A 7,273-nucleotide genomic window follows, 5' to 3' on the forward strand; every position below is an offset into this window, starting at 1 on the left:
CCACCAGCCGGTCCACATGGCCGCGCAGATGCCGTTGGCGGCCAGTTGCGGCGCCAGCTTGTAGGCCTCGGTCGCGTGGTGGAAGGTGGTCGGGGGCGCGGCCGGACGCGGCTGGGGCGCCTCGGGCGGCGGGGTGAAGGTCACGGGCGCATCGGTCGTCTCGGTCTCGTCGCGATAGACGCGCACGCCCTCGGCCGGATCAATCGGCTGGGCGTCGATGGGCGCGGCGGTCTTCATCTCGCCGACGGGCTGACCCACGGCCGGCGGCGCGTCGGTCGAGGCGCGCAGCCCTGAGCGCCCGTAAAGCCAGGCGACGGCGACTGCGATCAAGATCAAAACGACGACGCTGATGATCAATGTCACCGGCGGCGCCTTGCCCCCGCCCGAGCCGACATTGCGGCCGCTGCGCGGGTCATAGCTGTTGCGGCGGAACGGCAGGTCGTCGTCGGTCGGCGGCGTATAGGCGCCCCGGCCGGGTTTGTTGTCGTCTTCAAAGGACATGGTCGCGCTCCGCCGTCTGTCGGCGCGAATCGGCGCGCCGAACGATCACTCTACGCCCCCGCGTGCATCTTTCGAATCACAGATCGAGGGCGAGGTCGAGGCTGAACAGCTTCTGGTGCACTTCTATGGCGTAACGGTCGGTCATGCCGGCGATGTAGTCGCACACCGCGCGCGCCCGCTGCGTCTTATCCGGGGTCATAGCCGGCTCGCCCCACTCCGGCGGCATCACCTCCGGCTCGGCCATGAAGAGTTCGAACAGCTGCGACAGCACGCGCCGCGCCTGGCTGCGTGTGCGGTTGACGCGGTAGTGGCGATACATCCGCTCGAACAGGAACTTCCTCAGCACCGCCAGATCGACGTGCATGGCGTGCGAGAAATCCACCATCGTGCGCTTGGCCATCCGCACGTCCTCGGTCGTGACGATCCGGTCTTCCTCCAGCCGCCGCGCCGTCTCGGCCAGAACGTCCTCGACCATGACGCCGATCATCCGCCGCACCGCCTCGATGCGCAGCATCCGGTCGTCGATGTCGGGATATTCGCGGCGCACCTCGGCCAACATGGGCCCGATCAGCGGCACCTGATCCAGATCGCGCAGGGTGATCAGACCCGCCTGCACTCCGTCGTCCACGTCGTGATTGTTATAGGCGATGTCGTCGGCGATGGCCGCGCACTGGGCCTCCAGCGAGGCGAACGTCCCCAGCCGCAGGTCCCACCCCGCCTCGCCCCCGGCTGCATAGGGGCGCACGACCGACCAGGCCGGTTCGTCCAGCCGGTGCAATACCGGGCCGTTGTGCTTGATGACGCCCTCGACCGTCTCCCAGCTCAGGTTCAGCCCGTCGAACTGCGGATAGCGGTTCTCCAGCTCGGTCACGACGCGGAAGCTCTGGACGTTGTGATCGAACCCGCCATGATCGCGCATCTGCACCACCAGTTCGTCCTCGCCGGCATGGGCGAAGGGCGGATGGCCCAGGTCGTGGGCCAGGGCGATGGTCTCGGCCAGGTCGTCGTCCAGCCTCAGCGCATGGGCCAGCGACCGCGCGATCTGCGCCACCTCCAGCGAATGGGTCAGACGGGTGCGATAGTGATCGCCCTCATGCGCCACGAAGACCTGGGTCTTCTCCTTCAGCCGCCGGAACGCCGTCGCATGGATGATGCGGTCACGGTCCCGCGCAAAGGCGGTGCGCGTGCGGCTGGCGGGTTCGAAAACGCGGCGGCCCTGGGTCAGGTCGGCGCGTTCGGCGTAGGAGGCGAGGTCTGTGTGGCTCAAGTCATCAACTTTGAGGCTGCTTTGATGCGGGGGGCCTTTGCGAACGGCCCTGCCCGCCTCATATAGACAGCCGTGAGCACCGTCCAATCCACAGAACCGTCCACACCCGCCTTCACCGTCGCCACGCGCGCGCCGGAAGGCATCGTCCTGGCCGCCAGCGCCGCCAAGCGCCTGGCCAAGCTGGGCGCGGCCGAGGGCAAGACCCTGATGCTGCGGGTCGCGGTGGACGGCGGCGGCTGTTCGGGCTTTCAATATCGGTTCGAACTGGGCGAGACGGCCCAGGACGACGATCTGCGCATCCAGGCCGACGGCCAGACCGCCCTGATCGACCCCGTCTCGGTTCCCTTCCTTAAGAACTCCGAGATCGCTTACGTCGATGAACTGGCCGGCGCCCAGTTCGTGGTCAGGAACCCGAACGCGGCCTCCAGCTGCGGCTGCGGCGTCAGCTTCTCGATCTGACGACGGCCCAGCCGGTCGCCAGGACGGGCGAGGCCAGCAAGGCCGCAAAGGCCCAGTCCCACACCCCATCCTGCAACAGCGCGCCCACCAGCCCAATCAGACTGAGCGTGAACAGAACGATGGGCGCGCGGAAGATCGCCCACAGGCTCAGATCCCTCGGGTTGTGACGGCGACGGCTCACGCCTTCCGTCTCCCCTTGCCCAGCCACAGATAAAGACCGGACCCCAGGATCACGATGGTGGCGATGTCCAAGAGCGCCCACAGGATCTTCAGCGCCAGCCCGCCGTAGTCGCCGAAATGCAGCGGCTGCGACAGCGACAGGGTCTTCACATACCAAGGCATCGGCGCCACCGCCGCCAGTTCCCCTGTCCGCGCGTCGATCAGCGCCGGCGTCGTCATATGCGTCGTCAGCGGCGTGTCGCCGTGGAAGAAGACGGCATAGTGGTGGTCGGTCGAATAGTTGGTTCCCGGAAACGCCACGAACTGCAGCTTCATGCCCGGCAGCGCCGCCTTGGCCCGCTCCACCGCCGCGTCCAGCGAGGCCCGGCCCTGGGCGGGGGCGGGCGCATCGTAGGCGACCGTCAACTCCTTCAGCGCCGTCTCTTTCCAATAGGCCAGGATGGGTGTCGCCAAGGTGTTGACCACCCCCGTCAGCCCCACCACCAGCACCCAGGCCGCCGTCACCACGCCCAGCAGGTTGTGATAGTCCAGCCACCGCGTCCACGCCGCCTTCTTGACCCGCACAGTCCCGAAGGGCAGCCGACGCATGAAGGGCGCATACAGCACAACGCCCGACACCACGGCGACGACCAGCAACAGCCCCATCGCGCCCAGAAACAGCATTCCCGGCAGACCCAGGAACATGTCGGTGTGCAGCTGAAGCAGGAACTCCATCACCGGATGACCGGCGACCAGCGGCGCGCCCTCGCCGCTGGTCTGGTCGATGGGCTCGAAACTGTATTTGCCGGCCGGGGCATCGGGCGCCCGGCTGGTGACGTTCACCACCGGCCGGTCTTCGTCGAAGCTCATGAAGGCCGGAACCTCGCCCGGATGTTTGGCCAGACCGGCGGCCAGCACCTCGTCGAGCGTCAGCAGTTGGCCATCCGGGTTCTTCGGCGCCCACGGCTCATGCAGCAGCGCCTCGTTCAGCTCGTGGCTGAACACCAGCGGCAGCCCCGTGACGCACAGCATCAGCAGGAACAGGGTCGAGATCAGGCTCGACCATTTGTGCGTCCAGGTCCAGGCGCGGATCGTCCGGGCGTGCATCGGCCGACGCGGATCAGAACTCGGTCGAGACCGACAGACGCAAGGTCCGCGGGGCGCCCAACGTCAGATAGTTCGATCCCGGATAGCCGCCGACCGCGACCCACTGATCCTCGTCCGCGACATTCTCCACCCGCGCCCGCAGCGTCACCGGCTTGTCGCCCGCCACGAAGGCGTAGCGGACCCCGGCGTCGAACCGGGTCCAGCTTTCCAGCTCCAGCGTATTCGTCGCATTGGCCGGCTGGGCGCCGGTATGGATCGCCCGGCCTTCGACCGTCAGGCCGCTGACCATCGGCACGTCCCACTCGACGTTCAGATTGGCCTGGAAGTCCGGCACGCCGATCGCCGACTTGCCCGCATTGGCGGCGGTCAGCGACCGATTGATCTCCGCGTCCAGCCATGTCGCGCCGCCGATCAGACGCAGTCCGGCGACCGGTTCGCCATAGACGGTCAGCTCGACGCCCTTGTTCTCCTGCTCGCCGCCGTCCGAATAGACAGCGGTATTCGGATCGAAAAAGGCGCTGGGCAGGGTCGTGCGGAAGACGCTCAGCGTGCCGCCATATGAACCGGCGTCGTATTTGGCGCCGATCTCAGCCTGCTCGGCGCGGAACGGCGACAGCACTTCGCCGCCGTTCGACACCGTCACGCCATTGACCATCGCCGGCGCGGTCGTGCCCGGAACCAGAGCTTCGGCATAGTTGGCGTACAGCGAGATCGTGTCGCTGGGCTTGTAGACCACGGCGAAGGCCGGCGTCGTCGCGTCGCTGGAATAGCCCGACGTGAATGCGCCGTCGGCATAGGCATAGGATCGGGTCTCGATCTCCTGATAGCGGACGCCGACGGTCGCCAGCACCCGTCCGTCCAGGAAGGACAGCACATCGGCGACGGCGAAACTGGTGTTCTTGACCCGCTCGGTGACGTTGGGATCATCCAGATCGCCCGAGACGCTGCCGATGGCCGGCGCCGGCGACAACAGCGGATTGGTCAGCGTCCCCATCGCATAGCCGGCGAAGCTCGACGCCGCCCAGGCGTTCTTGGACTTGGACTGGATCTGCGAGGCCGAGGCGACCAGACGATGTTCAATCGGGCCGGTCGTCAGGTCGGCGCGCACGCCGATGTCGCCCGACCAGACCGTGTCCTCGCGGATATTGTCGAAGCGATAGCCGCGGATCGCGCCCGCCGCATCGGCGCGCGGATTGGCCAGGCTGTTGTCTTCCTCGCCCTGACGCCCGCCGAAGGCGGCCCAGGCGCTGATGCTGTCGGTCAGGTCGAGCTCGCCGCGCACGGCGCCGAACAGCTGCTCCTCGTCGGTGTAGGTCCAGCGCTGGGCGAAGTTCTTGTCGGCCGAGAGCGCGTCAGGGATGGCGGTTCCCGGCGTCACGCTGGGACGGGGCGCATCGATCCGGTGATCCTGCCAGCCCAGATCGGCCGAAAACCGGGCGCGATCGCCTCGCCGGTCCAGCCCCAGGCCGACGACCCGCAGCTGGCCGGTCTCGTCCTCGACGGCGCTTTCGCCCGCACGGCTGGCGATGTTCAGGCGCGCGCCCCATTCATCGTCGTCGCCGAAACGGCGGGCCAGGTCGGCGGCGGCGTAAATCTCGTCACGGCCCGACACGCCTCCGGTCAGGCGCGTCAGGGGGCGTCGCCCGCCCGCTTCGGCGTCAGGTTGAAGGCGCCGCCGACCCCCGTTCCGCCCGGCGCAGCGCCGTTCAGGAAGGTGCTGGCTCCGCGAAACACCTCGACCCGCTCGACCAGTTCGGCCGCCACGAACTGGCGCGGCAAGACGCCATAGAGGCCGTTGTAGCTCATGTCGTCCGAATAGACCGGGAAGCCGCGAACGACATACAGCTCCTGGAAGTTGCCGAAGCCCTTGGACACACGCACCGTCGGGTCGTTCTGCAGCACGTCGCCGATGCCGCGCGCCTGCTGATCACGCACCAGTTTTTCGGTGTAGTTGGCGGTCGAGAACGGCGTGTCCATCACGCTCAGATTGCCCAGCAGACCAATGCGTCCGCCGCGCGCCACCTGACCGCCCGCCGCCGGCGCCGTCAGCCGAACCTGCGATCCCGTCACCACGATCTCGCCCAGCTCCGCCGGGGCCATCGCCTGCTGCGCCAGCACCGGCGAGGCGAGCGTCAGCGCAAGGGCGCTGGCGGTCAAAAGAACAGAGGCACGGCGAAGGCAGGGCATTTTGATACGCATTCTCAAAATCAAGTTGCGCGTCCCTAGCCCGATCGGTGGGCGCAATGCAATCCGCCGCGCCCGCGACATATTGCATTCGAGCGGTTTCTCGTCTGACCTCTCCACAAAGGAGACTGCAATGTTGACGCTGACCCACGCCCTTGTCGCCGCCAGCCTGCTCGCCGGCCCGGTCTCGACCGACATCGCCCTGCCTGCCCAGCCCGCGGCCTTGCGTGGCACGCTGCTGACGCCCGAGCCGCCCACGGCCGTCGCCGTCATCCTGCCCGGCTCCGGCCCGACCGATCGGGACGGGAACAGCCCGATGGGCGTCGCCGCCTCCACCTATCGGCTGCTGGCCGAGGGCCTGGCGGAACAGGGTATCGCCACCCTGCGCATCGACAAGCGAGGCATCGCGGCCAGCGCCGCCGCCGGGCTCGACGAAACCGGGCTGCGTTTCGACGACTACGCCGCCGACGCCCGCGCCTGGGCCGCCGAGGCCGCCTCGCGCGCCGGAAAGCCCTGCGCCTGGTTGATTGGCCACAGCGAAGGCGCTTTGGTCGCTCTGAGGGCGGTCGAGGGTGGGGACGACAAGATCTGCGGCCTGATCCTGCTGTCCGGCGCAGGTCGTCCGGCCGGCGTGGTGATCCGCAAACAGCTTCAAGCCGGCCTGCCCGACCCCCTGAAGACCCAGGCCTTCGTCGTCCTGAGCGAGCTCGAAGCCGGCCGCACCGTCGCCGACACGCCGCCCGCGCTGGCGGCCCTGTTCCGCCCGTCGGTCCAACCCTATCTGATCTCGTGGCTGCCGCTGGACCCCGCCGCCCTGCTCGCCGTCTACGACGGCCCAGTCTTCATCGGCCAGGGGACCACCGACCTCCAGATCGGCGTCGCGGACGCGCAAGCCCTGGCCGCCGCCGATCCCAGGGCCACGCTGAAACTCTGGGACGGCGTCAACCACCTCCTCAAGACCGCCCCCGCCGACCGCGCCGCCAACATGGCGACCTATGCCGATCCGGCGTTACCGCTGGCGCCGGGCGTGGCGGAGGATGTGGGGGCGTTCATTCGGGCGAACGGGAGTTGAGCGCGGCTGCTGAAACCGACGGTCGCAGCGGCAATTTTGGACGGAAAGCAGCAATAGATGATTGAAATTTCTACGCTAATCGTCGCGTCTGCTCGCGTCCGCCACTGCATTCCATAACCACGTGACGCTTCCGTCTATGTCGCCGTCCTGCCAATGAATAGCCACACCCTCAACGATTAACATCAGGTGGCCGATAAGCACCGAGGCTTCATCAATCAGCCCATGGATGTGATCATACTGCGGACGCTGAGGCAGAACGTCGAACCGCAACTCATGCGCAATATTCTCGTCTCGAAAACCCCTAACCAAACTCACTCGGTTCGGCTCCTCATTTTCGAGCGCAGTCAGTGCATCGACAAACGCTCTATGCCTTGCGGTAAGACGCTCTCGATTTTCGGCCCTTAGTTCGTTCCAATCCTCTGATTGGTCCAACAAGAACTCCATCACACCAGGCTGCTCCATAAGCGTTCGGCAAACGGGAAAGCTCATCCGGTTCTGCGTAATGACGTGACCCCCGTTTCTCA

The 7,273-nt window shown here is 67.1% G+C and carries 7 protein-coding genes and 2 pseudogenes; 2 read left to right on the forward strand and 7 right to left on the reverse strand.

All coding sequences use genetic code 11. The features are described from left to right. Together B3T77_RS00005 and B3T77_RS00010 are read right to left on the reverse strand one after the other, a co-directional pair. Nucleotides 1–501 (reverse strand): annotated as a pseudogene (locus tag B3T77_RS00005) (hypothetical protein); the annotation flags it as partial. A gap of 76 nt (nt 502–577) precedes the next feature. Next, complete coding sequence (locus B3T77_RS00010) at nt 578–1,768, reverse strand: deoxyguanosinetriphosphate triphosphohydrolase (protein WP_292075802.1); 1,191 nt, start codon at nt 1,766–1,768, stop codon at nt 578–580. 141 nt (nt 1,769–1,909) lie between these two features. Here B3T77_RS00010 and erpA point away from each other — a divergent pair, with 141 nt between their 5' ends. Further along, nucleotides 1,910–2,227 (forward strand): iron-sulfur cluster insertion protein ErpA, encoded by a 318-nt coding sequence (gene erpA / locus B3T77_RS00015; RefSeq protein WP_409514567.1) that lies wholly within the window; start codon nt 1,910–1,912, stop codon nt 2,225–2,227. Here erpA and B3T77_RS00020 read toward each other — a convergent pair. The 4 genes and pseudogenes from B3T77_RS00020 to B3T77_RS00035 all read right to left on the reverse strand — a co-directional run bounded on the left by B3T77_RS00020 (nt 2,211) and on the right by B3T77_RS00035 (nt 5,692). Next, nucleotides 2,211–2,408, reverse strand: a complete 198-nt coding sequence (locus tag B3T77_RS00020; protein ID WP_292075808.1) for a hypothetical protein — start codon at nt 2,406–2,408, stop codon at nt 2,211–2,213. The two genes, erpA and B3T77_RS00020, sit on opposite strands and share 17 nt — an antisense overlap. Further along, nucleotides 2,405–3,597: pseudogene (locus tag B3T77_RS00025) on the reverse strand (PepSY-associated TM helix domain-containing protein). The gene B3T77_RS00020 and the pseudogene B3T77_RS00025 overlap by 4 nt, the downstream one beginning before the upstream one ends. Next, nucleotides 3,507–5,105 carry a TonB-dependent receptor gene (locus tag B3T77_RS00030; RefSeq protein ID WP_409514566.1) on the reverse strand — a complete coding sequence of 533 codons (1,599 nt, stop codon included), beginning with the start codon at nt 5,103–5,105 and terminating at the stop codon, nt 3,507–3,509. Before B3T77_RS00030 ends, B3T77_RS00025 begins: the two are co-directional and overlap by 91 nt. A gap of 17 nt (nt 5,106–5,122) precedes the next feature. Next, nucleotides 5,123–5,692, reverse strand: a complete 570-nt coding sequence (locus B3T77_RS00035) for a TonB-dependent receptor plug domain-containing protein (protein WP_292075812.1) — start codon at nt 5,690–5,692, stop codon at nt 5,123–5,125. A gap of 118 nt (nt 5,693–5,810) precedes the next feature. Between B3T77_RS00035 and B3T77_RS00040 the strand changes: the two genes are divergently transcribed. After that, a complete protein-coding gene (locus B3T77_RS00040; protein WP_292075814.1) occupies nt 5,811–6,749 on the forward strand; it encodes an alpha/beta fold hydrolase in 939 nt (312 codons plus the stop codon). A gap of 75 nt (nt 6,750–6,824) precedes the next feature. On the opposite strand, the gene B3T77_RS00045 is transcribed toward B3T77_RS00040, so the two are convergent. Continuing rightward, nucleotides 6,825–7,273 (reverse strand): hypothetical protein (locus tag B3T77_RS00045; protein ID WP_292075816.1); only part of this gene is annotated, 449 nt, incomplete at its 5' end.

Origin of the sequence: Brevundimonas sp. UBA7838, from assembly GCF_002500885.1 — a bacterium.
GTDB classification, from domain to species: Bacteria; Pseudomonadota; Alphaproteobacteria; order Caulobacterales; family Caulobacteraceae; genus Brevundimonas; species Brevundimonas vesicularis_C.